We start from the raw sequence: 20900 nt of genomic DNA on the forward strand, positions 1-20900 counted from the left end.
ACCGATGGGGCCTTCCGGCCCTAGCGTCTGGGACATGGCTCCGGCAACGCGGACGGACCGACGGCCGTCCCTCGCACGCACCCTGTGGGACTCGACCGTCGGCAAGAAGACAGTGATGGCGGTCAGCGGCCTGATCATGCTGCTGTACCTGGTCGTCCACATGATCGGGAACCTGAAGATCTTCTTCGGGGCCGGCGAGTTCAACCACTACGCCCACTGGCTGCGCACGGTCGGCGAGCCGTTCATGCACTACGAGTGGACGCTGTGGGTCGTCCGCGTCGTGCTCGTGGTCGCCGTGGTCGCCCACGGCGTCTCCGCCTACCAGCTCAGCCGCCGCGACATCAAGGCGCGCCCCAGCAAGTACGTGCACAGGAAGCCGCGCGCCAGTTACGCCACGCGCACCATGCGCTGGGGCGGCGTCATCCTCGCCCTGTTCATCGTCTGGCACCTCCTCGACCTGACCACCGGCACCGTGCACTCCGGCGGCTTCGAGACCGGCAAGCCCTACCAGAACGTCGTGGACACCTTCTCCACCTGGTACGGCAACGTCGTCTACATCGTCGCGATGCTCGCCGTCGGCCTGCACGTCCGGCACGGCTTCTGGAGCGCCGCCCAGACCCTCGGCGTCGGCAGCCGCACCCGCGACCGCGCCCTCAAGACCACCGCCAATGCCCTCGCGCTGCTGCTCACGGCCGGCTTCCTCGCCGTCCCCGTGGGCGTCATGACCGGAGTGGTGAGCTGACCATGACTTCCTACACCGAGTACACGACCGGCGAGCCGGTCGCCGACACCAAGGCCCCCGCGGGGCCGGTCCACGAGCGCTGGGACAAGCGCCGCTTCGAGGCCAAGCTGGTCAACCCCGCCAACCGGCGGGGCAAGACCGTGATCGTCGTCGGCACCGGGCTCGCGGGCGGTTCGGCCGGCGCCACGCTCGCCGAACAGGGTTACCGCGTCGTCCAGTTCTGCTACCAGGACTCCCCGCGCCGCGCCCACTCCATCGCCGCGCAGGGCGGCATCAACGCGGCGAAGAACTACCGCAACGACGGCGACTCGGTCCACCGCCTGTTCTACGACACCGTCAAGGGCGGCGACTTCCGCTCCCGCGAGTCCAACGTCCACCGCCTCGCGCAGATCTCCGTCGAGATCATCGACCAGTGCGTGGCCCAGGGCGTGCCCTTCGCCCGCGAGTACGGCGGACTGCTCGACACCCGCTCCTTCGGCGGAGTCCAGGTCTCCCGCACCTTCTACGCCCGCGGCCAGACGGGCCAGCAACTGCTCCTCGGCGCCTACCAGGCCCTGTCGCGCCAGATCGCGGCCGGGAACATCGAGATGCACCCGCGCACCGAGATGCTCGACCTGATCGTCGTCGGCGGGCGGGCCCGCGGCATCGTCGCCCGGGACCTGATCACCGGGAGGATCGACACGTACGTCGCGGACGCCGTCGTCCTCGCCAGCGGCGGCTACGGCAACGTCTTCTACCTGTCGACGAACGCCATGAACTCCAACGCCACCGCGATCTGGCGGGCGCACCGGCGCGGCGCCTACTTCGCCAACCCCTGCTTCACCCAGATCCACCCCACCTGCATCCCGCGCACCGGCGACCACCAGTCCAAGCTGACGCTGATGAGCGAGTCGCTGCGCAACGACGGCCGGATCTGGGTGCCGAAGGCCAAGGGCGACACCCGCCCGCCGAACCTGATCCCCGAGGACGAGCGCGACTACTACCTGGAGCGCATCTACCCCTCCTTCGGCAACCTCGTGCCCCGTGACATCGCCTCCCGCGCCGCGAAGAACGTCTGCGACGAGGGCAGGGGAGTGGGCCCCGGCGGCCAGGGCGTGTACCTGGACTTCGCCGACGCCATCGCGCGGATGGGCCGGGGGGCCGTCGAGGCCAAGTACGGCAACCTCTTCGACATGTACCAGCGGATCACCGACGAGGACCCGTACCGGGTGCCGATGCGGATCTACCCCGCCGTGCACTACACGATGGGCGGACTGTGGGTCGACTACGACCTCCAGACCACCGTCCCGGGCCTGTTCGCGATCGGCGAGGCCAACTTCTCCGACCACGGCGCCAACCGGCTCGGCGCCTCCGCGCTGATGCAGGGCCTGGCCGACGGCTACTTCGTCCTCCCGGCCACCGTCAACGACTACCTGGCCCGCACCCCGCGGCAGGAGGAGGTGACCGACGAACACCCGGTGGTGCAGGAGGTGCTGGCCGAGACCGAGGACCGGCTCAACCTGCTGCTGTCCGTGGACGGCGACCGCACCCCCGACTCCTTCCACCGCGAGCTCGGCGAACTCATGTGGGAGTTCTGCGGCATGGCCCGCACCGACTCCGGGCTGCGCAAGGCCCTCGAGCGCATCCCGGAGATCCGCGAGGAGTTCTGGCGGCGCATCAAGGTCCCCGGCACCGGTGAGGAGTTCAACCAGTCGCTGGAGAAGGCCAACCGCATCGTCGACTACCTGGAGCTCGCCGAGCTGATGTGTCTCGACGCGCTGCACCGCGCCGAGTCCTGCGGCGGCCACTTCCGCGAGGAGTCCCAGACCCCCGACGGCGAGGCCGCGCGCCGGGACGAGGCGTTCTCCTACGCCGCCGCCTGGGAGTTCACGGGCACCGGCACGGCGCCCGCCCTCCACCGGGAAGACCTGGTCTTCGAGTACGTCCACCCCACCCAGCGGAGCTACGCATGAAGCTCAACCTGCGCGTCTGGCGGCAGAAGAACGCCGACGCCGACGGCGCCATGTCCACGTACGAGGTGGACGGCATCTCGCCCGACATGTCCTTCCTGGAGATGCTCGACACCCTCAACGAGGAGCTCATCCTCAAGGGCGAGGACCCGGTCGCCTTCGACCACGACTGCCGAGAGGGCATCTGCGGCGCCTGCTCGCTCGTCATCAACGGCGACGCCCACGGGCCCGAGCGCACCACCACCTGCCAGCTGCACATGCGGTCCTTCGAGGACGGCGACACCATCGACGTCGAACCGTGGCGGGCATCCGCCTTCCCGGTAGTGAAGGACCTGGTGGTCGACCGGTCCGCCTTCGACCGGATCATCCAGGCCGGCGGTTACATCACGGCGCCGACGGGGTCCGCGCCCGAGGCCCACGCGACGCCCGTGCCGAAGCCGGACGCCGACCTCGCCTTCGAGCACGCCGAGTGCATCGGGTGCGGGGCGTGTGTCGCCGCGTGCCCCAACGGGGCGGCGATGCTGTTCACTTCGGCGAAGATCAACCACCTCAACGTGCTGCCGCAGGGGGCGCCCGAGCGGGAGACGCGGGTGCTGGACATGGTGGCGCAGATGGACGAGGAGGGGTTCGGGGGGTGCACTCTCGCCGGCGAGTGCGCGACGGCATGCCCCAAGGGCATCCCGCTCACCTCCATCACGGGGATGAACAAGGAGTGGCTGCGGGCCACCCGCAAGGTGAGCAAGCGGTAGCCTCGCGCGGCGGAGCCGCACGAGGTCACGCCCCGCGCCCCTCCGGGGCGCTCCACCGACGTCCGCCGGAAGGTGCGGACGGGCGGGGCCGGGAGAGGTGCTCCTCCCGGCCCCGTCCCGCTCTTCGTCCCTGGCATTCAGCATCTCCACATCCGTGCTCCCGGCTCCGGTCACGTACACGCCAACCCGGATCGGAAGAACAGGGGTGTCCTCACCCCCGCCCCGGCGCGTGATCAGGAGAGAGCCATGACCGGCGCACTGACCGTCGACCACCCCCCGCAGCCCGCCGCCCCCACCCGCTACACCGTCACCCTCGCCCGCGACGAGGAGGACGTGCGTGCCGCTCAGCGGCTGCGGTACGACGTCTTCGCGGAGGAGATGGGCGCCCTGCTGGCCACCCCGCAGCCGGGGCTGGACGTCGACCCCTTCGACGCGTACTGCGACCACCTGCTCGTGCGCGAGGAGACCGGCGGTCAGGTCGTCGGCACCTACCGGCTGCTGCCGCCGGAGCGTGCCGGGATCGCCGGACGGCTGTACGCCGAGGGGGAGTTCGACCTGTCGGCCCTCGACGCCGTACGGCCGTCCCTCGTCGAGGTCGGCCGTTCCTGTGTGCACCCCGACCACCGGGACGGCGCGGTCATCGGGCTCATCTGGGCCGGCATCGCCCGCTACATGACCGACCACGGCCACGCCTGGCTGGCCGGCTGCTGCTCCGTCCCGCTCGCCGACGGGGGCGCGCTCGCCTCCGCCGCCTGGGACCGGGTGCGGGCGGGGCACCTCGCGCCGGAGGAGTACCGGGTGCGGCCGCTGCTGCCCTGGCGGCCGCGGACCTCGGCACCCGCGGCCCCCCGGGAGCTGCCCGCCCTGCTGCGCGGCTACCTCCGGCTCGGCGCCTGGGTCTGCGGCGAGCCCGCGCACGACGTGGACTTCGGTGTCGCCGACTTCTACGTGCTGCTGCCGATGAACCGGGTCAACCCCCGCTATCTGCGGCACTTCCTCTCCCTCGTCCCCGCCCGGTGAGCGCCTGGCTGCCGGGCGCGCCCTGCACCCCGCGGGGCTGCGTGGAGCCGACCGCGTCCGCGGCGGCCGTACCGCTGGCGGTGCTGCGGCTGGCGGCGCTGGGCCTGCTGGTCCTCGCCGGGATCGCGCTGCTCCCGCTCGGGCGGCGGGTCCCGGCGGGCGCGGTGCGCCGGTGGTGCCGGGGGATCGTACGGGCCGCCGGGGTCCGGGTCCGCATCGCCGGGGCCGCCGAGCCCACGGGCGGACTGCTGCTCGTCGCCAACCACATCTCCTGGCTGGACGTGCCGCTGCTCGCGGCGGTCCGTCCGGCCAGGATGCTGGCCAAGGCCGAGATACGGCGCTGGCCCGTGGCGGGGGCGCTGGCCGCGCGCGGTGGCGTGGTGTTCATCGACCGCGACCGGCTGCGCGCCCTGCCGGACACGGTCGCCGCGCTCGCCGGGATCCTGCGCGGCGGCGCGGCGGTCGCGGCGTTCCCGGAGGGCAGCACCTGGTGCGGCCGGGCCCGGGGGCACTTCCGCCGCGCGGTCTTCCAGGCGGCGCTGGACGCCGGTGTCCCGGTGCAGCCGGTCCGCATCCGCTACCGGGTGGCGCGGGGCGCCCCGGCCACCGCGCCGGCCTTCGTCGGTGACGACACGCTCCTCGCCTCGCTGTGGCGGGTGGCGTCGGCCCGTGGCGTGGTCGCCGAGGTCGAGGTGCGGGCTCCCGTCCCGCCGGGGAGCCACGTCGACCGCCGCGCCCTGGCGCGCGCGGCACAGCCGGAGGCGGTGGCGGGACACGAGGCCGGCCGCCACGCGTGAGCACTGCGGAAAAGTAAGCGTATTTTGTCGCTTTCATGCTGTTTTTGGCGGGCGTTCCGGGAGAACCCGTGAGGGGGCGACCTGCGAAAGGAGGGTGATGGAAGATGATCACCCGCGAAGAGATCTCGATCATGCTGGACCATCCCGTCTACGACGAGGAGGGGAACAAGGTCGGCGAAGCGAAGCACGTCTTCCTCGACGACGCGAGCGGAAGCCCCGAGTGGGTGACCGTCAAAACGGGCATGTTCGGCTCCAGCGAGTCGTTCGTCCCCATCCGTGACGCCACCCTGGTGGAGGACCACCTCGAGGTCCCCTACCGCAAGGACAAGATCAAGAACGCGCCGAACGTCGACATCGACGCGGGCGGCCACCTGTCGGTGGACGAGGAACACCGTCTGTACGAGCACTACGGCATCGACTGGGACTCCGTGCTGGCCGGGCCCGGCGAACGCGACCGGTCACCCGGCACGGGCACGGCCGGTACGGCGGGCGCCGCCGGCACCGCGGGCATGACCGGCGGCCGGGGCGAAGCCCGGACCCGAGGGCACGACGACGACGCCATGACCCGCTCCGAGGAGCAGATGCACGTCGGCGTCGAGCGCCGCGAGGCCGGACGGGCCAGGCTGCGCAAGTACGTGGTCACGGAGGAGGTCCAGCAGACCGTGCCGGTGCGCCACGAGGAAGTACGGGTGGAGCGCGAGCCGATCACGGACGCCAACCGCGGCGAGGCCATGTCGGGCCCGGACATCAAGGAGGACGAACACGAGGTCATCCTGCACGAGGAGCGTCCGGTCGTGGAGACCGAGACGGTGCCGGTCGAGCGGGTCCGGATGACCACGGAGGAGAAGACCGCCGAGGAGACCGTCCGCGGCGAGGTCCGCAAGGAGCGCATCGAGGCCGAGACGGAGCTGGACGAGGAGTCCGGCCGCCGTGCCCGTGACGTTCCCGGGCGAGGCCGCGAGTAGCCCCGCCCCCAGCGCGCGCCGGTGTCGTCTCACCGGCGCGTCGCCGTGCCGCCGTCCAGTCCGGCGATCGCGGCGAGCCGCCGGTAGGAGTCCAGCAGCGCCTCCCGGTCGTGGGTGCTGGTGGTGACGAGCACCTCCTGCGCGCCCGTCTCCTTCAGGATCGTCTCCAGCCGGTGCGCCACCTCCTCCTCGGTGCCGGCCGTCTGGCCGCTGAGCCCCGACTCGTAGAAGCCGCGCTCCCTGGCGCCCAGGGAGAGCGCCTCGACGCGCTCGGCGGGCGGCAGCGGCGGAAAGCTGCCGCGGGTCCGGGAGTACGCCATCGACCAGGCCTCCGGGATCAGCAGCCGCCGGGCCTCCTCGGAGGTGCCGGCCACCGCGACCGTGCCGGAGACGACCACGTACGGCTCGCTCGCCCACTCCGAGGGGCGGAACCGTTCGCGGTAGCGGTCGATGCCGCGCCGCACCCCGTCCCGGTCGCGGAGGTCACCGATGACCATCGGCAGGCCCGCGCGAGCCGCGATCGCGGCGCCCTCACCCATGGCGAGCACGAACGGCGGCACGGTCAGGCCCTCGGCGGGCCGGGCGTGCACCCCGGTGGGGGAGGTGCCCCGGAACCAGCCGAGCAGTTCGTCGAGCTGGGCCGCGAAGTCCTCCGCGTCGTCCTTGCCGCGCCCCAGTGCCCTGCGCACCCCGTCGGTGAAGCCCACCGACCGGCCCAGGCCCATGTCCACGCGCCCCGGGAACAGCGATTCCAGCACCCCGAACTGCTCGGCCACCACCAGCGGCCGGTGGTTGGGCAGCATCACCCCGCCGGTGCCGACGCGGATGGTCCGGGTCGCCCCGGCGACGGCGGCGGCCAGCACGGTCGGCGCCGAACCCGCGACCCCCGGCACCCCGTGGTGTTCGGCGACCCAGAACCGGTGGTAGCCGAGCCGCTCCACCTCCCGCGCCAGGGCGACGGTGTCCCGCAGCGCCTCGGGGCCGGTGTGCCCCTCACGGATGCGGGAGCGGTCGAGTACGGAGAAGCGGGCCGAGGCGATCACGGAACTCATACCGGGTTCAACACCCGGGCGTGCTCAGGATTCCGCACGCCCCGTGTCTACGCTGGGCGGTGTGACCGACCGCACCGAGCGTCCGCTGGCCGTGTTCGACCTCGACAACACCCTCGCCGACACGGCGCACCGGCAGCGCTTCCTGGAGCGCAGACCGCGCGACTGGGACGCCTTCTTCGCCGCCGCGCCGCATGACCCGCCGCTCGCCGAGGGCGTCGCACTGGTCCGGGAGAGCGCGCGGGAGTGCGAGATCGTCTACCTCACCGGGCGGCCCGAACGCTGCCGGCGCGACACGCTGGACTGGCTCGCCGCGCAGCGACTGCCCGCGGGGGACCTGCACATGCGCGCGAACGCCGACCGCAGACCGGCCCGCCACACCAAGCTGGCGGTCCTGCGCCGCCTGGCCCGCGCCCGGGACGTCCGCGTGCTCGTGGACGACGACGAGCTGGTCTGCCAGGACGCCCGGCGGGCTGGCTTCACCGTCGTCCTCGCCCGCTGGACGGCCCCCTCCGGGGAGCTGGAGGACGCGCAGGAGCGGGAAGGGCGTACCTGAGCGGCGGCCCGGCCCCCGCCCCGGCTCAGTCCGCCTCCTCCAGCCGGAAGCCGACCTTCAGCCCCACCTGCCAGTGCGCGACCCCTCCGTCCTCGATCTGGCCGCGCACCTGGGTCACCTCGAACCAGTCCAGATTGCGCAGGGTCCGCGAGGCGCGTTCGATGCCGTTGCGTACGGCCTGGTCGACGCCGTCCGGTGAGGTGCCGACGATCTCCGTGACCCGGTAGGTGTGATTCGACATGGAAGTGCTCCTCTCGCGTCACTCCACCGTGCCCCACACCGCGGCGGGGCGCGAGGCGTCGGCCCCGCTCGCCCGGCGGCCTTGACCTACGCATTGGTCCATACCAAGATGCTGGGCGCCCGCCCGAGCCCCGCTCGCCCCCCACGCCGGGCCCCGCCCTGTCCGTCAGACAGAAACAGGACCCCTCGTGAGACGCCGTCTGCCCGCCCTTGTCTGTGTGTCCGCCTCCCTGCTCAGCGGCTGTGGGCTGATGCCCGGCGACGCCGAACGGCGCACGGTCACCGTGTGGTTGATGCGGCACAGCGCCTCGCCGGAGTACCTGGACCGCTTCACCGAGGAGTTCGAGCGCGAGCACCCCGCACTCGACCTCGACATCCGCGTCCAGGAGTGGACCGGCATCGGCGAGAAGGTGCAGAAGGCACTGGAGACGGACGAGGCGGACGGCCCCGACGTCATCGAGGTCGGCAACACCCAGGTCGCCACGTACGCGGAGGGTGACGGACTGCTCGACCTCACCCTGGAGTCGATGCGCGACTGGGGCCGCGACGACTGGCTGCCCGGCCTCGCCGAACCCGGCCGGTGGGGCTCCCAGCAGTACGGCATCCCCTGGTACGCGGCCAACCGCGTCGTTATCTACCGCAAGGACCTCTTCCGGAAGGCCGGCGTCACCGCCCCGCCGAAGACCCGCGACGAGTGGCTCACCCTCACCGAGAAGCTCGACAGCGGCGGCAACCAGGGCATCTACCTCGCCGGACAGGACTGGTACACGCTCGCCGGCTTCATCTGGGAGGAGGGCGGGGACCTCGCCAAGGAACGGGACGGCCTCTGGCGGGGCACGCTGGACAGCCCGGCGGCGCTGCGCGGCATGGACTTCTACCGCCGGCTCCAGGCGCTCGGCGACGGGCCGGTCGACGCCGACGAGGAACACCCGCCGCAGGCCGGCGTGTTCGCGCGGGGCGAGGTCGCGCAGATCGTGGCCGTACCGGGGCTGGCGCGCGCCATCGTCAAGCAGAACCCGCGCCTGGAGGACGAGTTGGGCTACTTCCCCGTCCCCGGCAGGATCACCGGCCGGCCCGGCGCCGTCTTCACCGGCGGGTCCGACCTCGTGGTCCCGGCCGGGACCGACGCCAGGGAGGACGCCGTCGAGGTCGTCGCCGCGCTCACCGGCGCCCGGTGGAACACCGACCTGGCCCGCACGATGAACTACGTCCCCAACAAGGCCGGACTCGCCGAGTCGGTGGCGGGGGAGGAGGGGGTCGCGGCCATGGCGGCCGGAGCCGCACGGGGCCGGGCGACCCCCGGCACACCCCGGTGGGCCGCCGTCGAGGCGGACAACCCGATCAAGGAGTACATGACCGAGGTGCTCACCGGGGCCGACCCGGCCACCGAGGCCGGGCGCGCCGCGCGCCGCGTCACCGAGGCCCTGGCCTTCGACTAGGGCGGCGCGGCGCTCCCGTCAGCGCGCGACGCTCAGCGACAGCGCGAACCTCCCCTCCTCGTCCGTCCACCACCGGGCCGGCTCCAGCCCCGCGGCCGACAGTTCCTCACGCACCCGGTCCCGGCGGAACTTCGCCGACACCTCGGTGCGCAGGTCCTCGCCCGCCGCGAAGTCCACGGCGAGTCCCAGGGAGGGGATCTTCACCGTCTGCGCGGTACGGGAGCGCAGCCGCATCTCGATCCACTCGTGTCCGGCGTCCCACAGTGCCACGTGGTCGAAGGCGTCCGGGTCGAAGTCGGCGCCCAGCTCCCGGTTGATGACGGTCAGGACGTTCTTGTTGAACGCGGCCGTCACACCGGCCGCGTCGTCGTACGCCCGGACCAGCACCCGCTCGTCCTTCACCAGGTCCGTGCCCAGCAGCAGGGCGTCGCCCGGGGCGAGCAGGGCGCGGACGGAGGCGAGGAACGCGGCACGCTCGGCCGGCAGCAGATTGCCGATGGTGCCGCCGAGGAACGCCACCAGCCGCGGCCCCGGTGCGTCGGGCAGCGTCAGCCGGGCGGTGAAGTCGGCGATCAGCGCGTGCACCTCCAGTCCCGGCCGTTCGGCCACCAGGGCCCGCCCGGCCAGGGTGAGGGCGCTCTCGCTGACGTCGACGGGGACGTAGGTGCGCAGTCCGGTCAGGGCGTCGATCAGATGCCGCGTCTTCTCCGAGGAGCCGGAGCCCAGTTCGACCAGGGTGCGGGCCCCGGACGCCTCGGCGATCTCACCGGCGCGGGCGCGCAGGATCTCGCGTTCGGCACGGGTCGGGTAGTACTCGGGCAGCCCGGTGATCTCCTCGAAGAGCTCACTGCCCCGGGCGTCGTAGAACCACTTGGGCGGCAGCGTCCTGGGGCTGCCCGTCAGGCCCTCGCGGACGTCGGCGCGCAGGGCGGCGTCGGTGGTGTCCTCGGGCAGGGTGCGGGTGAGACGGAACGGACTCACGTAAGGGGCTCCCTCACAGGTGCGGGTGCGTCGGCGGACGTCAGGGCGTCGCCGGGTTCCTTGAGCGGGGTCAGCAGGACGTCGGTACGGCTCGCCGCGAGCAGCGTGCGGTCGGGGACCTCGCGCCAGTGCGGATCGTCGTCGTAGGGCTCGGAGGCCACGACGGTGCCGCCGCCGGCCCGGGTGAGGTACCACAGGGTGTCGCCCCAGGCGGTCGCGGTGACGGTGTCCCCGTCCGTGAGCAGCAGGTTGAGCCGGGCCGCGGGGGCTGCCGCGGCGACCTCCAGGACCGTGTCGGCCAGCGCCTGCCCCTCCTCGTCGCCGGCCCGCAGCCGGGCCAGCACCAGCGCCCACACGAACGCGGAGTCGTTGCGGGCCTCCAGCGACAGCACGTCCTCGGCGGACAGGGCCGGCACCAGCGGCGCGAGCGAGCCCGGCCAGCCCGGCACCGCCCCGTTGTGGCTGAACAGCCAGGTCCCGGCGGCGAACGGCGCCGCCGCGGCCTCCGCGTCGGCACCCGACAGGGTCGCGTCCCGTACGGCCGCGAGGAGTGCCCGGGTCCGCACGACACGGGCGAGATCCGCGAACGACAGGTCCGCCCACACCGGTCCGGCCCGCCGGTAGCGGGCCGGCACCGGATCGCCCTCGGCGTACCAGCCCACGCCGAAGCCGTCGGCGTTGACCGTGCCGTACCGCTGCCGCCGGGGCGCCCAGGACTGCCGGTACAGACCGTGCGGCGGCGCCACGAGCAGTTCGCCCAGCGCCTCCCCGGGCCCCACGTAAGCGATGTGACGGCACATCAGACGTCCTCCGAGCGCGCCGTGCGGAACCCGGAGAAGATCTGCCGCCGGACCGGAAGGTCCCAGTTGCGGAACGTGCCCCGGCAGGCCACCGGGTCCACGGCGAACGAACCGCCGCGCAGCACCTTGTGCTCCGGCCCGAAGAACACCTCCGAGTACTCCTTGTACGGGAACGCCCTGAACCCCGGGTACGGCAGGAAGTCGCTCGCCGTCCACTCCCACACGTCGCCGATCATCTGCCGTACCCCGAGCGGCGACTCACCGGCCGGATAGCTCCCGGCGGGCGCCGGACGCAGATGCCGCTGGCCGAGGTTGGCGTGCTCGGGACCAGGGTCGGCGTCACCCCACGGGTAGCGCATCGAGCGGTCGCCGGCCGGGTCGTACCGGGCCGCCTTCTCCCACTCGGCCTCGGTCGGCAGCCGGCGCCCGGCCCAGCGGGCGTAGGCGTCGGCCTCGTACCAGCACACGTGCAGCACCGGCTCGTCGGGCGGCACCGCCTCGGTGAGACCGAACCGGCGCCGCAGCCACTGCCGGCCGTCCCGGCGCCAGAACAACGGCGCGCTCAGGGAGTTGCGGCGGACGTGGGCCCAGCCCCCGGCGGTCCACCAGCGGGGCTCGTCGTAGCCGCCGTCCTCGATGAACGCCTGGTAGGCGGCGTTGGTCACCGGGGTGGTGTCGATGCGGAAGGGCGCCACCTCGCGCCGGTGCGCGGGCCGTTCGTTGTCCAGCGCCCACGGCTCGTCCGAGGTGCCCATGGTGAACGGGCCGCCCGGGACGAGGACTTCGGAGGGACCCGTGAACAGGGGCACCGGCTCCGGGTCCGGGGCGGTCAGGGCCCGCGGTCCCTTGCGGAGCTGATGGGTGATCAGCATGGTCTCGTCGTGCTGCTGTTCGTGCTGCGCGATCATCCCGAAGGCGAAGCCCGCCTCGGTCAGCCGCGTCCCCCGGAACGTGGCGGTCTCCAGCACGTCCAGCGCCCGGCCGCGCACGTCGGCCGCGTACCGGCGGGCCTCCTCCGGCGGCAGCAGCGGCAGCTTCGGGCGTTCGGCGCGCGGGTGCTCGAAGGCGTCGTACAGGGCGTCGATCTCGGGCCGTATCGCCTCGTGCCCGGCGACGGCCCGCAGCAGCCACTGCTCCTCCTGGTTGCCGATGTGGGCGAGGTCCCACACCAGCGGCGACATCAGCGGCGAGTGCTGGGCGGTCAGCTCGGGCCCGTCGACGCAGCTGGTGAGCAGCGTGGTGCGGTCCCGCGCGGTGATCAGCGAGGCGACCGCGCGCTCGCGCAGGGCCTCGGCGTCCGGGGCGGCGTCAGTCATGAGGAGGTGTCCTTCCCGTACGGGTGCGGGGGGCGGGGACGTACGCCGCCGGCCGTCGCGCGCAGCTCGTCGAGCAGATCGTCGGCCGGGCAGCGGCCCCGGGCGACATAGCGGTCCCGGTACGCCGCGACCGCGTCGACCACCTCGGTGGTGGCGCCGAGCCGGGGCAGGGCGCGCAGCGCCGCCGCGAAGCAGGTGGCGGCCGCCTCGCGCAGCTCCGGGTCGGCCGGCCCGACGCGGGCCGCGTCCCGCCAGAGCGGGTTGTGCGGCGCGGGCGTGCCGTGCGCCCGCTCGGCCAGCGGCTTCACCGCCCGGTAGGCGGTCTCGGTGGCCTCCGGGTCGTCGAACAGCGCCGCGACCACGGCCAGCGGCACGATCCAGCCGTCGTCGCCGGGCTGCGCGTCGATCATGCGCAGTTCCAGATGGCCGCGCGGCCTCACCGGCGGGAACAGGGTCGTGGCGTGGTAGTCGAGGTCGTCCCGGGTCGGCGGCCCGGGCGTGCCGGACCTGATCCACTCCCGGAAGGTGAGTCCCCGGGGCACGTCCCACGGCCCGCCGTCGCGCCGTACGCACATCACGGGCGAGTCCAGGACGTGCCGGGCCCAGGCGCCGCGCGGGTCGGTGTCCAGCGCGGGGGCACCCGCCCGGCCGGCGCCGATCTGTGCCCAGCGCAGCTGCCGGGTGGACAGCCAGCCGGTCGGCCGGTCACCGGCGATCGGGGAGTTGGCGAACACGGCGACCAGGACCGGGCCCAGCCGGTGCGCCAGCCACCAGCGCCGTACGTGCCCGAGCGGGCCGGGCTCCTCGTAGCCGGCGTCCACGCACACCTGCACGGAGGCGGAGGTGCACATCATGGCCCGGCCGGCGGGGCCGGTGCGGTCGAGACAGGCCTCCATGGCGTCGTAACGCGGTTCGCGCAGGAAGCGTCGGGGGGTGTGCCAGGGGTCGTGGCCGAGGCCGGTGAGGACCAGACCGTCCTCGCGCAGGACCGCGCGGACGGCGTCGAGGTCGGCGGAGACGGTACCGACGCACTCCATCAGGGAGGCGGCGGGCGGCGAGCTCAGCTCCAGCTGGCCGCCGGGCTCGATGGTGAGCGCCGACCCCAGGGGCACGGTCCGCAGCGCGGCGTAGGCCGCTTCGAGTCGTTCGGGTGACACGGGGAGCCGCGGGTCCCGCAGCTCGTGGACGAGCCATTCCACCTCGACGCCGAGGAGGCGCGGAGGTCCGGTCTTGAAGCAGATGCCCCGTACCAGGGCTTCCACCTCGGCTTCTGTGACGGCGGTACGCGGCTCCACACAGCCGCCTGCCGAATCGGACATGTGGGGATCCTCCTGAGATTCCACCATGTCACCGGCCCGGAACGCCAACGGTCCCGGCCGGCATCAACCCGTCCACCCAAAACCCTCGCGGCGGTGGGCACAAGGGCGCCTGACGGGGTGTCCCGGTTCGGCCGTCCTTTCGTCCGGCCTGTTCCCGGGCGGTTCTCCGCCCGTTTCCCGGGCCTTCCGGGGAGGCGGAAACTCCGTTGCGGCGCATCACCAGCATCGCTCAGGATGCCTGCATGAGCACGACGAGCGGGACCGCGCGTCGCGTGGTCACGGCGGCTACGGGGGTGGCGCCGTGAGCGCGCGCCCGTGCGGCATCGCCCGCGGGACGAGCGGAGCGTAGCCGGATCGAAGGGGGGTGCCCCCGTGCCCGGAGGGCCACGGGGGGAGGATCGTGGCGGCGGGCGCCCACCGCGCACCCGGCGGCCACGCGGTGTCCGTCGCGGCGGCGTTCCGGTCGCGCCTGGAGCCGGGCGGGCGCTTGGCGGGCGCCTTCGGGCACGTGGTGTCCGGCATCCCGGACCGCACCCGCGGCAGCGCGGTCCGCGCCGCGTTCGAACGGGGCTTCGGGGACCTGCCGTCCGGGCCGGTGCCGGTCAGTTCCAGCCGTACCGCTCCCGCAGCCGCTGACGCACGAGGTTGAACCGCATCCGGTCCAGCGCGCACGCCTCCCGGCGCATGCCCTCCTCGTGCAGCCGCAGCACCCGGTCCACGCCGACCCACGAGTCGCGGCCCGACCGGTCCCACGGCCCGCTGCCGATCGGCACCCACTCCCGGTGACCGTCGCGCCCCCTGCTGGACAACTGCACGGCGAGGAACGTCCCGCCCGCCTCACGGGCCACGACCAGCACCGGACGGTCCTTGCCCCGGCCGTCGTTCTCCTCGTAGGGCACCCAGGTCCAGACGATCTCCCCGGGGTCGGGGTCGCCGTCGTACGCGGGCGAGTACTCGGTGCGCACCCGGCCCACCTCACGGGGCGCGGCCTCGACGGTGGCGGAAGGGCCGTGGCGGCCCGGGGTGTTCTCGGGGCTGAAGGCGGTCACAGGCGGTACCGTACGGCACCCCGGAAGGCGCCCCGCACGCGGCCGGGGACACCGGCGGCGGCTCGCCGCGCCGGGCGGCCCCGCCGACGCCGTGCGGGCATCCCCGGCAGCGGCGTGTCCACCGGACGGCGACCGCGGCGGGGGAGCGGCCCGGCGCACGGCGGGCCACCGGTTCAGCCGGGCTCGGGCAGCCCCGTGAGTTCCCGGCCCGTGACCATCTCGGCCTCGATCCGGACGAACACCCCGTCGTGCATCGGCATCCACGAGCGGGGCCGGTCCGCAGCAGGCGCTCGTGCTCGGCCGGGTCGGTCACCACGGCCGCCCGGCCCGTGACCACCACGCTCCAGCCGGACCGGCGGCCGGCGTCGAAGTCGTCGGCCTCGAAGGCGACCACGACGCCGTCGACCGCCCGGACCAGATCGGAGGCGGCGGAGGCGCACAGCACCACGGAGGAATCCGTGTCCAGGGTGAAGTTGACGGGGAGGACCGCGGGCAGCGCCCGCCGGGTGTAGACGACGCGACCGACCGGCACCTTGGCCGGCAGGCGCAGGCACTCCTGGCGGCCGGGCGACCGGAAGCCATCGCTGTGGATCATTCCTCCATCGTCGGCGGCGGACCCCCGCGGGGCCAGGGCCGGACGGCCCTGATGGCCGTCCGGCCCCGGCGACGGTTCCCCACGGGCGGATCGCCGGGGGCGGCCGCCGCGCACCTCCGCTTCCGGCCGCCACGGCCGTGCGCGCGAGCGAACATGTCTGATTCCCCTTCGCGGGTGGAACCCGGAGGGCATGGGCAAGACCGCACTGATCGTCATCGACATGATCAACACCTACGACCATGCGGACGCCGACCGGCTGATCCCGTCCGCCGAGTCGGTCGTACCGGTCGTCTCCGCGCTGCTGGAGCGGGCGCGGCACCGGGACGTGCCGGTGATCTACGTCAACGACAACTTCGGCGAGTGGCGCTCCCACCACGGCGAGCTGCTCGACAAGGCCCTGTCGGGACCGCACGCGCGCCTCGTGGAGCCGCTGCTGCCGGACGACTCCTCGCTCTTCGTCGTCAAGGCGCGGCACTCGATCTTCTTCGAGACCCCCCTGGGCTATCTGCTCAACCAGCAGGGCATCGACCGGCTCGTGCTGTGCGGCCAGGTCACGGAGCAGTGCGTCCTCTACTCGTCGCTCGACGCGCACATCCGCCACTTCGACGTGACCGTCCCCCGGGACGCGGTCGCCCACATCCACGCCGACCTCGCGGACGCCGCCCTGCGGATGATGGAACGCAACATGGGCGCACAGGTGTGCGAAAGCGAAGAACTGTGGAAATGACGCGCCGCGGCGCGGACCCGCGGGCCGGCACCGCTCTCCCCAGCCGTGCTCCCGTACCGCCCCGCGAGGTCCGCCCCTACCTCGACGAGCTGGTCCACCGCACGCGCGCCGTCTGCGGCCCCCACCTGGTGAGTGTCCTCGCCGTCGGATCCCTCGCCCTCGGCGACTACCGGCACGGACGCAGCGACGTCGACGTGACCGTCGTGGTGGACCGCTCACTTCCCCCGCGGGCCCTGACCGAACTGGCCGGGGCGCTGGCGCACCCCGCCCTGGCCTGTCCCGCGGCCGGACTGGAACTGGTCGTGTACCCGGCCGACTTCGCCGGCCGCCCGTCCGGCGGGGCGGGGTACCTCATGGACCTCAACACCGGGCCGTCCCTGCCCGAGCGGGTCAGCCACGACCCCGCGGAGGCGCCCGCGTTCTGGTACGTCCTCGACCGTTCCCTCGCCCACCAGGCCGGCCTGCCGCTGTTCGGCGGGCCGGCGCGGGACGTGATCGCCGCACCGGAGCGGTCCGCCGTGCTCACCGCGCTGCGGGCCTCCGTGCGGGAACACGCCGAGGGCGAGGGGCACGCGGCCGACAACCGGGTGCTCAACGGCTGCCGCTCCGTGGTGTACTGCCGCACCGGCCAGTGGTTCGCCAAGCGCGGGGCGGCCGGGATCGTCGCCGCCGCGGAGGCGGACTTCCGGCCCCTGATCACGGACGCGCTGCGCAGCTTCGAGCGCCCCCGCGAGTCCGCGCTCGCGCTGCCCGGGGCGGCGGTCGGGGACTTCCTGGCCTGGGTGGCCGTCCGCCTGGACGAGGCCGCCGCGGTCGAGGGCGGACACGAGGCCCCGCCCTGACACGCGCCTGCTCGCCGTCGCCCCCTGCCTCATCGGATCGACAGCCGTCGGTCCCGCCGCCTAGGATCCTCGGTGCGGCATCGCGTGCCGGTCACCGGCCGGGTGAGGCATGGAGGCGCCGCGGATGCCCGTGGAGGCATTGACATCGTGTCAGTCGAGTTCAACCACACCATCGTTCTCACCCGTGACCGGGAGAAGTCCGCCCGTTTCCTCGCCCGCGTCCTGGGCCTGGAGGTCGGGGAACCGGCCGGAATGTTCCTGCCGGTGACGACCGCCAACGGAGTCACCCTGGACTTCGCGACCGTCGACATCGACATCCCGGCGCAGCACTACGCGTTCCTCGTCTCCGAGGCCGAGTTCGACGCGATCCTCACCCGGCTCGTGGACGACGGGATCCCCGTCCAGGCCGATCCGCACGGCAGGCACCCCCGCCGTGTCAACCGCAACGACGGCGGTCGCGGCGTGTACTTCCGGGACCCGGCGGGCCACGGCCTGGAGGCCATCACCCGTCCGTACGGCACCGACCCGGCCTCGCCGCTGAACGGCGTCACCGAGGAGATCCCCGGAGCCGTGTAGGCGGGCGGAGGGCGGGCGTGCCCCACGCCCGCCCCCGTCCGGTCGGTTTACGCGCCGCGCAGCGGGCTACGCGGCGGACACAGGGGGGGGCGGACCGGCCACGTACCGGGAGGTGCCCATGACCATGCGGATACGGGACGTGATGTCCGCGGACACCGCGTCCGTCGAGCCCATGACGACGGTGGCGCGGGCGGCGCGCCTGATGCGCGAGCGGGACGTCGGCGATGTCCTCGTCGCGTACGACTGTGATCTGTTCGGTGTGCTCACCGACCGCGACATCGTGCTGAGGGGCGTCGCGCAGGGGTGCGACCCGGAGGCCACGACGGTCGGTTCCCTGTGCACGCGCCCGCCCCTGGTGACCCTCGACCCCGAGGACACCACCGACCACGCGGTGGAACTGATGCGGCGGTACGCCGTCCGGCGGCTGCCGGTGGTGGAACGCGGCGGCTGTCCGGTGGGGATGGTGAGCCTCGGGGACCTCGCCGTGACGGAGGACCCGCACTCCGCCCTGGCGGACATCAGCGCGGCGGCCCCCACCCACTGAGCGCGGGCCCTCCCGGCGCCGGGGGAGCCCTCGTCGGCGGGCCGGGGCCCCCCGGGAGGGGCCGCTCCGGGCCGGAACGGCTGTCATCCGTCGACCGTGAGCGCGCACGTCCAGCCGTACGGGCCCGGGTGGATCCGCAGTTCCTCCCAGTCCACGGCCGTCGGCATCGGTCCGGTGACCCGTACGTCCGCCAGGGCGGCCACCGCCAGGCGTACGTCGAGGCCGTCCTCGATTCCGTCCGCCTCCACGTCGACCGGTACCTGGCCGTACTCCTCCAGCCGGTACAGGACCTCGTCCAGCAGCGCTGCCAGCAGATCGTCGTCACTGGATCCGGCCAGCCGGACGCGGCCCACACCCGTCGGCCGCACCCCGGAGACGTCGGCGAAGCACTCCACCATCCCCGCCACCGCCTCCGCCAGACAGTTCTCCCGGCTCGTCGCCCACGCCTCGATCCGGAACTCGTCCTCCTGCGCCACCGCCCGGTGCCCGCTCTCCTCCGGCCGCCGCGCCTGCCCGTAGCCGCTCGTGTCACCGACCATGGAACTCGCCTGCCCGACGACCGCGCACCCATGCCGGACACGGGCGCTTCGAGTGCCGCGGAGCGGGGTACACGGATGCGGATCAGGTGCTCCAGGTGCCGTCTCCGGTACGGAGGGAGGGCATCCGCCATGCGGTTCCGTGATCGCCGGCAGGCCGGCCGCGCACTGGCCGCACGGCTGCGGGAGAGGCAGGACGAGGGGGCCCTGCCCGACCCCGTCGTGCTGGCCCTGCCCCGCGGCGGTGCCGCCGTGGCACTCGAGGTCGCCCGGGCGCTGGACGCCCCGCTCGACGTCCTCGTCGTACGGAAGATCGGCGCCCCCTTCCACGAGGAGTTCGGCGTCGGCGCGATGGCCGGCGACGGGGTGCCGCTCCTCGACGAGGACACCCTGCTGCGGCTGGGCCTCGACGAGGCCGACCTCGCGCCCGTCGTCGAGCGCGAGCGCGCCGAGCTGCGCCGCCGCGAACAGCGCTACCGCCAGGGCCGGCCCGCTCCCGAACTGCGCGGACGGACCGTGATCGTCGTCGACGACGGGCTGGCGACCGGCTCCACCGCCCGCGCCGCGCTGCGCGCCCTGCGGGCACGGCACCCCGGACACCTCGTGCTGGCCGTTCCGGTCGGCGCGGCGGAGGGCGTCGCGCTGATGCGCTCCGAGGCCGACGAGGTGGTGTGTCTGTACGAGCCGGCCGCGTTCATGGCCGTGGGCCAGTGGTACGAGGAGTTCGACCAGCTGACGGACGAGGACGTGCTGGACGCGCTGCACCAGCGGCAGGCGTAGCCGCGGTCAGACGACCCCGTCCGCGCGCAGTGCCGCGATCTCCTCGGGGGAACGGCCCAGTTCCGTGAGGATCGCCCCGGTGTGCTCGCCCAGGGCCGGCACCGGGTCCATGCGGGCCGGCAGACCCGCGAGGTCGGCGGGCGGCAGCAGCGCCTCCACGGTTCCGCCCGGGACCGCCACCTCGCGCCAGCGGCCGCGGGCGGCGAGCACCGGGTGGTCGAGGAACGCGGCGACGTCGTTGACCCCGGCGCAGGCGATGCCGATCGCCTCCAGGTCCCCGAGCAGCTCATCGGCGTCCGCGCGGGCGAAGCGCTCGGCGATGACCGCGTTCAGTTCCTCGCGGTGGGCCACCCGGTCGGGGCCGGTGGCGAAGCGCGGATCGTCGGTCAGCTCCGGCCGGCCGAGGAACTCCGCGCACAGGGCCGCCCACTCGCGCTCGTTCTGGACGGAGAACAGCACCTCGCGTCCGTCGGCGGCCCGGTAGGTGCCGTACGGGGCGATGGTGGCGTGCTGCGTGCCCAGGCGAGGGGGCTGGGCCCCGCCGTAGCGGGTGTAGTAGGCGGGCTGGCCCATCCACTCGGCGAGCGCCTCGAACAGGGACACCTCCACCGGGTGCGCCGTGCCGGTGGTCGCGCGGGTGTACAGGGCGGTGAGCACACCGCTGTAGGCGTACATCCCGGCGGCGATGTCGGCGACGGAGATCCCGGTGCGGGCGGTCTCCTGCGGTGTTCCGGTCAGCGACACCAGTCCGGTCTGGCACTGCATCAGCAGGTCGTACGCCTTGCGGTCGGCCCAGGGGCCGCTCGTGCCGTACCCGGAGATCGTGCAGGGGATCAGCCGGGGGTGGCGGCGGGCCAGCTCGTCGGTGCCGAGGCCGAGGCGGTCGGCGGCGCCCGGCGCGAGGTTCTGCACGAACACGTCGGCGTCCTGAAGGAGCCGGTGCAGGATCGCGCGGCCCCGCGGGTCCTTCAGGTCCAGGGTGAGGGATTCCTTGGAGCGGTTGATCCACACGAAGTAGCTGGAGTGGCCGTGCACGGTCGTGTCGTACCGGCGGGCGAAGTCCCCCTCGCCCGGCCGCTCCACCTTGATCACACGGGCGCCGAGATCGGCCAGCTGCCGGGTCGCGTAGGGGGCGGCCACCGCCTGCTCCACACTGACCACCGTGACCCCGGACAAGGGGGGATTCCGCACGTCCGCGCCTCCTGCCTGCTCCGGCCTCGATTAGTACGGCCGGGGCGGGGCGGCTGTCAACGGCGGCCCCGGCCGGGCACCCCGGGCCCGCCGCTCACCCGGGTGCGCCGCACCGGCATCCCGCGCCGCCGGCCGGCG

At 73.7% G+C, this 20900-nt stretch carries 22 protein-coding genes and 1 pseudogene; 13 read left to right on the plus strand and 10 right to left on the minus strand.

What is annotated here, in order from left to right:
- The first annotated feature begins 34 nt into the window (after nucleotides 1–34).
- The 6 genes from ACFY3N_RS32185 (at nucleotide 35) to ACFY3N_RS32210 (ending at nucleotide 6222) form a co-directional block, all read left to right on the plus strand.
- The gene (locus ACFY3N_RS32185) at nucleotides 35–742 is read left to right on the plus strand and encodes a succinate dehydrogenase (RefSeq protein ID WP_390820318.1); all 708 of its coding nucleotides are present in this window, start codon (nucleotides 35–37) and stop codon (nucleotides 740–742) included.
- 2 nt (nucleotides 743–744) lie between these two features.
- Nucleotides 745–2694, plus strand: coding sequence for a fumarate reductase/succinate dehydrogenase flavoprotein subunit (locus ACFY3N_RS32190; RefSeq protein WP_390820319.1), 1950 nt, complete (start codon nucleotides 745–747; stop codon nucleotides 2692–2694).
- On the plus strand, nucleotides 2691–3440 hold the full coding sequence (locus tag ACFY3N_RS32195; RefSeq protein WP_390820320.1) for a succinate dehydrogenase/fumarate reductase iron-sulfur subunit: 750 nt from the start codon (nucleotides 2691–2693) through the stop codon (nucleotides 3438–3440). The genes ACFY3N_RS32190 and ACFY3N_RS32195 overlap by 4 nt, the downstream gene beginning before the upstream one ends.
- A gap of 246 nt (nucleotides 3441–3686) precedes the next feature.
- The gene (locus tag ACFY3N_RS32200) at nucleotides 3687–4460 is read left to right on the plus strand and encodes a GNAT family N-acetyltransferase (protein WP_390820321.1); all 774 of its coding nucleotides are present in this window, start codon (nucleotides 3687–3689) and stop codon (nucleotides 4458–4460) included.
- Complete coding sequence (locus ACFY3N_RS32205; RefSeq protein ID WP_390820322.1) at nucleotides 4457–5257, plus strand: lysophospholipid acyltransferase family protein; 801 nt, start codon at nucleotides 4457–4459, stop codon at nucleotides 5255–5257. Before ACFY3N_RS32200 ends, ACFY3N_RS32205 begins: the two co-directional genes overlap by 4 nt.
- A gap of 104 nt (nucleotides 5258–5361) precedes the next feature.
- Nucleotides 5362–6222 (plus strand): DUF2382 domain-containing protein, encoded by an 861-nt coding sequence (locus tag ACFY3N_RS32210; RefSeq protein WP_390820323.1) that lies wholly within the window; start codon nucleotides 5362–5364, stop codon nucleotides 6220–6222.
- Nucleotides 6223–6251: 29 nt separating this feature from the next.
- On the opposite strand, the gene ACFY3N_RS32215 is transcribed toward ACFY3N_RS32210, so the two are convergent.
- Nucleotides 6252–7274, minus strand: coding sequence for an LLM class flavin-dependent oxidoreductase (locus ACFY3N_RS32215; protein ID WP_390820324.1), 1023 nt, complete (start codon nucleotides 7272–7274; stop codon nucleotides 6252–6254).
- 61 nt (nucleotides 7275–7335) lie between these two features.
- On the opposite strand from ACFY3N_RS32215, the gene ACFY3N_RS32220 reads away from it, so the two are divergent.
- Complete coding sequence (locus ACFY3N_RS32220) at nucleotides 7336–7827, plus strand: hypothetical protein (RefSeq protein WP_390820325.1); 492 nt, start codon at nucleotides 7336–7338, stop codon at nucleotides 7825–7827.
- Nucleotides 7828–7852: 25 nt separating this feature from the next.
- Here the strand turns inward: ACFY3N_RS32220 and ACFY3N_RS32225 are convergent, their stop codons facing one another.
- Nucleotides 7853–8068, minus strand: a complete 216-nt coding sequence (locus ACFY3N_RS32225; protein ID WP_390820326.1) for a dodecin — start codon at nucleotides 8066–8068, stop codon at nucleotides 7853–7855.
- Between the two features lie 187 nt (nucleotides 8069–8255).
- On the opposite strand from ACFY3N_RS32225, the gene ACFY3N_RS32230 reads away from it, so the two are divergent.
- Nucleotides 8256–9506, plus strand: coding sequence for an extracellular solute-binding protein (locus tag ACFY3N_RS32230; protein WP_390820327.1), 1251 nt, complete (start codon nucleotides 8256–8258; stop codon nucleotides 9504–9506).
- 18 nt (nucleotides 9507–9524) lie between these two features.
- Here ACFY3N_RS32230 and egtD read toward each other — a convergent pair whose 3' ends face one another.
- From egtD to ACFY3N_RS32260, 6 genes and pseudogenes are all read right to left on the minus strand, one after another.
- Entirely contained in the window at nucleotides 9525–10487 is a 963-nt protein-coding gene (egtD, locus tag ACFY3N_RS32235; RefSeq protein WP_390820328.1) for an L-histidine N(alpha)-methyltransferase, read from the minus strand.
- Complete coding sequence (gene egtC / locus ACFY3N_RS32240; RefSeq protein WP_390820329.1) at nucleotides 10484–11287, minus strand: ergothioneine biosynthesis protein EgtC; 804 nt, start codon at nucleotides 11285–11287, stop codon at nucleotides 10484–10486. The genes egtD and egtC overlap by 4 nt, the downstream gene beginning before the upstream one ends.
- Nucleotides 11287–12603: an ergothioneine biosynthesis protein EgtB gene (gene egtB / locus ACFY3N_RS32245; RefSeq protein WP_390820330.1), complete on the minus strand. Its 1317-nt coding sequence runs from the start codon at nucleotides 12601–12603 to the stop codon at nucleotides 11287–11289. Before egtB ends, egtC begins: the two co-directional genes overlap by 1 nt.
- A complete protein-coding gene (gene egtA / locus ACFY3N_RS32250) occupies nucleotides 12600–13922 on the minus strand; it encodes an ergothioneine biosynthesis glutamate--cysteine ligase EgtA (protein ID WP_390820331.1) in 1323 nt (440 codons plus the stop codon). Before egtA ends, egtB begins: the two co-directional genes overlap by 4 nt.
- A 602-nt stretch (nucleotides 13923–14524) precedes the next feature.
- On the minus strand, nucleotides 14525–14971 hold the full coding sequence (locus ACFY3N_RS32255) for a type II toxin-antitoxin system PemK/MazF family toxin (protein ID WP_390820332.1): 447 nt from the start codon (nucleotides 14969–14971) through the stop codon (nucleotides 14525–14527).
- A 173-nt stretch (nucleotides 14972–15144) separates the two neighbouring features.
- Nucleotides 15145–15566: pseudogene (locus tag ACFY3N_RS32260) on the minus strand (pyridoxamine 5'-phosphate oxidase family protein).
- Between the two features lie 190 nt (nucleotides 15567–15756).
- Between ACFY3N_RS32260 and ACFY3N_RS32265 the strand changes: the two are divergent.
- The 4 genes from ACFY3N_RS32265 (at nucleotide 15757) to ACFY3N_RS32280 (ending at nucleotide 18255) form a co-directional block, all read left to right on the plus strand.
- Nucleotides 15757–16293, plus strand: coding sequence for a cysteine hydrolase family protein (locus ACFY3N_RS32265; protein WP_390820333.1), 537 nt, complete (start codon nucleotides 15757–15759; stop codon nucleotides 16291–16293).
- Entirely contained in the window at nucleotides 16290–17135 is an 846-nt protein-coding gene (locus ACFY3N_RS32270; protein WP_390820334.1) for an aminoglycoside adenylyltransferase domain-containing protein, read from the plus strand. The genes ACFY3N_RS32265 and ACFY3N_RS32270 overlap by 4 nt, the downstream gene beginning before the upstream one ends.
- A 147-nt stretch (nucleotides 17136–17282) precedes the next feature.
- Nucleotides 17283–17711 carry a VOC family protein gene (locus ACFY3N_RS32275; RefSeq protein WP_390820335.1) on the plus strand — a complete coding sequence of 143 codons (429 nt, stop codon included), beginning with the start codon at nucleotides 17283–17285 and terminating at the stop codon, nucleotides 17709–17711.
- Between the two features lie 118 nt (nucleotides 17712–17829).
- The gene (locus ACFY3N_RS32280) at nucleotides 17830–18255 is read left to right on the plus strand and encodes a CBS domain-containing protein (protein WP_390820336.1); all 426 of its coding nucleotides are present in this window, start codon (nucleotides 17830–17832) and stop codon (nucleotides 18253–18255) included.
- 83 nt (nucleotides 18256–18338) lie between these two features.
- On the opposite strand, the gene ACFY3N_RS32285 is transcribed toward ACFY3N_RS32280, so the two are convergent.
- Entirely contained in the window at nucleotides 18339–18794 is a 456-nt protein-coding gene (locus ACFY3N_RS32285; protein WP_390820337.1) for an archease, read from the minus strand.
- Between the two features lie 129 nt (nucleotides 18795–18923).
- Here ACFY3N_RS32285 and ACFY3N_RS32290 point away from each other — a divergent pair, with 129 nt between their 5' ends.
- Nucleotides 18924–19571: a phosphoribosyltransferase gene (locus tag ACFY3N_RS32290; RefSeq protein ID WP_390820339.1), complete on the plus strand. Its 648-nt coding sequence runs from the start codon at nucleotides 18924–18926 to the stop codon at nucleotides 19569–19571.
- A 6-nt stretch (nucleotides 19572–19577) separates the two neighbouring features.
- Here ACFY3N_RS32290 and ACFY3N_RS32295 read toward each other — a convergent pair whose 3' ends face one another.
- Nucleotides 19578–20762: a CaiB/BaiF CoA transferase family protein gene (locus ACFY3N_RS32295; protein ID WP_390820340.1), complete on the minus strand. Its 1185-nt coding sequence runs from the start codon at nucleotides 20760–20762 to the stop codon at nucleotides 19578–19580.
- Between the last annotated feature and the right edge of the window lie 138 nt (nucleotides 20763–20900).

This window comes from Streptomyces sp. NPDC000348 (genome assembly GCF_042898795.1).
Classification (GTDB): Bacteria; Actinomycetota; Actinomycetes; order Streptomycetales; family Streptomycetaceae; genus Streptomyces.